The following is a 3,330-nucleotide window of genomic DNA, read 5'->3' as shown; positions in this document are numbered from 1 at the left end:
TGGTTGCGGGGACAGGATTTGAACCTGTGACCTTCAGGTTATGAGCCTGACGAGCTACCGGGCTGCTCCACCCCGCGTCAACCATAGAGGTAAGTCTTAGCTTACCGAATTCAAGAGACCGCCAAATGAAAGGGCCGCTCGCGCGGCCCAGGATCCCGTTTGGCGGGCCTAATCGTAAGGAGAAGATTTGTCTCCATCCGGATCCTTTGCACCCGGATGTGAGATGAACGTGCGCTTGGCAGACCTGGCAGCGACCTACTCTCCCGCGTCTTGAGACGAAGTACCATCAGCGCTGGAGCGTTTCACGGCCGAGTTCGGAATGGGATCGGGTGCAGCCGCTCCGCCATAACCACCAGGTCGGCAAAACGCACGTTCAAATCGAGAAGCTGTCTATTCGTGCCGGCGACAATCCTTCGGATTGCGCCTCAATGGATATTAGGAATGAGAACGATCAAGCCGATCGAACTATTAGTACCGGTAAGCTTCAAGCGTTGCCGCTCTTCCACACCCGGCCTATCAACGTGGTCGTCTTCCACGGTTCTCAGGGAATACTCGTTTCAAGGTGGGTTTCCCGCTTAGATGCCTTCAGCGGTTATCCCGTCCGGATATAGCTACCCTGCAATGCGGCTGGCGCCACAACAGGTCCACCAGAGATCCGTCCATCCCGGTCCTCTCGTACTAGGGACAGATCCTTTCAATATTCCTACACCCACGGCAGATAGGGACCGAACTGTCTCACGACGTTCTGAACCCAACTCACGTACCGCTTTAAATGGCGAACAGCCATACCCTTGGGACCTGCTCCAGCCCCAGGATGCGATGAGTCGACATCGAGGTGCCAAACAACCCCGTCGATATGGACTCTTGGGGGTCATCAGCCTGTTATCCCCGGCGTACCTTTTATCCGTTGAGCGATGGCCCTTCCACGCGGGACCACCGGATCACTATGACCGACTTTCGTCTCTGCTCGACTTGTCAGTCTCGCAGTCAGGCAGGCTTATGCCATTGCACTCAGCGAACGATTTCCGACCGTTCTGAGCCCACCATCGCGCGCCTCCGTTACTCTTTAGGAGGCGACCGCCCCAGTCAAACTACCCACCATACATTGTCCCGGACCCGGATAACGGGCCGCGGTTAGACATCCATAGTAATAAGGGTGGTATTTCAAGGGTGGCTCCACCTGAGCTGGCGCCCAGGCTTCAAAGCCTACCACCTATCCTACACATGCCACTACGAATGCCAATGTAAAGCTATAGTAAAGGTGCACGGGGTCTTTCCGTCTAACCGCAGGAACCCCGCATCTTCACGGGGAATTCAATTTCACTGAGTCTATGCTGGAGACAGCGGGGAAGTCGTTACGCCATTCGTGCAGGTCGGAACTTACCCGACAAGGAATTTCGCTACCTTAGGACCGTTATAGTTACGGCCGCCGTTTACTGGGGCTTCGATTCAGAGCTTGCACCCCTCCTCTTAACCTTCCAGCACCGGGCAGGCGTCAGACCCTATACGTCGCCTTGCGGCTTCGCAGAGCCCTGTGTTTTTGATAAACAGTCGCTACCCCCTGGTCTGTGCCACCCTCCTCTGCTTGCGCAGAAAAGGGTCACGCTTCTTCCGAAGTTACGCGTGCAATTTGCCGAGTTCCTTCAGCATAGTTCTCTCAAGCGCCTTGGTATACTCTACCTGACCACCAGTGTCGGTTTCGGGTACGGTCTATAAGGAGGAGCTATTTCCTGGAACCACTCCGCTGCCCTTTCAATCCGATAAGATTGGACAACTTGTGTGATCCGTCACTACCTCCAGGCCCACGAATATTAACGTGGTTCCCATCGACTACGCGTTTCCGCCTCGTCTTAGGGGCCGGCTAACCCTGCTCAGATTAACTTTAAGCAGGAACCCTTGGTCTTTCGGCGGGGGAGTCTCTCACTCCCCTTACGTTACTCATGTCAGCATTCGCACTTCTGATACCTCCACCGCCCCTCACGGGTACGGCTTCATCAGCTTACAGAACGCTCCGCTACCGCTCGTGATTGCTCACGAACCCTAAGCTTCGGTGTATGGCTTTAGCCCCGTTACATTTTCGGCGCAAAGACCCTTATTTAGACCAGTGAGCTGTTACGCTTTCTTTAAATGATGGCTGCTTCTAAGCCAACATCCTGGTTGTTTTGGGATCCTCACATCCTTTCCCACTTAGCCATAACTTGGGGACCTTAGCTGTAGGTCAGGGTTGTTTCCCTTTTCACGACGGACGTTAGCACCCGCCGTGTGTCTGCCGACTAGTACTCCCAGGTATTCGGAGTTTGGTTAGGTTTGGTAATCCGGTGAGGACCCCTAGCCCATCCAGTGCTCTACCCCCTGGGGTATTCGGTCGACGCTCTACCTAAATAGATTTCGCGGAGAACCAGCTATTTCCGAGTTTGATTGGCCTTTCACCCCTAGCCACAAGTCATCCCGAACTATTGCAACAGTTATGGGTTCGGCCCTCCAGTAAGTGTTACCTTACCTTCAGCCTGCTCATGGCTAGATCACTCGGTTTCGGGTCTAATGCGACGAACTGAACGCCCTGTTCAGACTCGCTTTCGCTGCGCCTACACCTATCGGTTTAAGCTTGCTCGTCACACTAAGTCGCTGACCCATTATACAAAAGGTACGTGGTCACCCTTGCGGGCTCCCACTGTTTGTAGGCAATCGGTTTCAGGTACTCTTTCACTCCCCTTGTCGGGGTGCTTTTCACCTTTCCCTCACGGTACTAGTTCGCTATCGGTCATGCACGAGTACTTAGGCTTGGAAGGTGGTCCTCCCAATTTCAGACAGGATTTCACGTGTCCCGCCTTACTCAAGGACGATGATTTGCATTACGCGTACGGGGCTGTCACCCGCTATGGCCCAACTTTCCAGAAGGTTCCGCTTGTCTCATCATCGCCGCTGGCCTGGTCCGGGTTCGCTCGCCACTACTTCCGGAGTCTCGGTTGATGTCCTTTCCTACGGGTACTTAGATGTTTCAGTTCCCCGCGTTCGCCACTTTATCCCTATGTATTCAGGATAAGTTACCTATTATCGATACTTGGAAACCACAGCAGCAAGCTGCCCTGCTGCTCTGATTTTCCAAGTACCTTAGGTGGGTTTCCCCATTCGGAAATCTACGGATCAAAGGGTATTCGCACCTCCCCGTAGCTTATCGCAGCGTATCACGTCCTTCATCGCCTGTGCATGCCAAGGCATCCACCAATTGCCCTTAAGACACTTGATCGTTCTCATTGCCAATACCCATCATGCGATCTCGGAGAGATCGTCATCCGAGCAAATCCTGTGCGGGACTTGCTTCAATGGAAT

1 tRNA gene and 2 rRNA genes are annotated in these 3,330 nt (G+C 53.8%); all 3 read right to left on the bottom strand.

Features of this window, described 5'->3' with window-relative positions:
• The 3 genes from AU465_RS33435 to AU465_RS33425 all read right to left on the bottom strand — a co-directional run bounded on the left by AU465_RS33435 (window position 1) and on the right by AU465_RS33425 (window position 3,247).
• A tRNA-Met gene (locus tag AU465_RS33435) sits at window positions 1-77 on the bottom strand.
• Between the two features lie 165 nt (window positions 78-242).
• Window positions 243-357: ribosomal RNA gene (gene rrf / locus AU465_RS33430) — 5S ribosomal RNA — on the bottom strand.
• A gap of 90 nt (window positions 358-447) precedes the next feature.
• Window positions 448-3,247, bottom strand: a 23S ribosomal RNA gene (locus tag AU465_RS33425).
• Window positions 3,248-3,330: the final 83 nt, after the last annotated feature.

It is taken from the genome of Mesorhizobium silamurunense (assembly GCF_014843905.1).
In the GTDB taxonomy this organism is placed as follows: Bacteria; Pseudomonadota; Alphaproteobacteria; order Rhizobiales; family Rhizobiaceae; genus Mesorhizobium; species Mesorhizobium silamurunense.
Note: the sequence above shows the minus strand (reverse complement) of the source record. Positions and strands in the feature narration are given on the sequence as shown.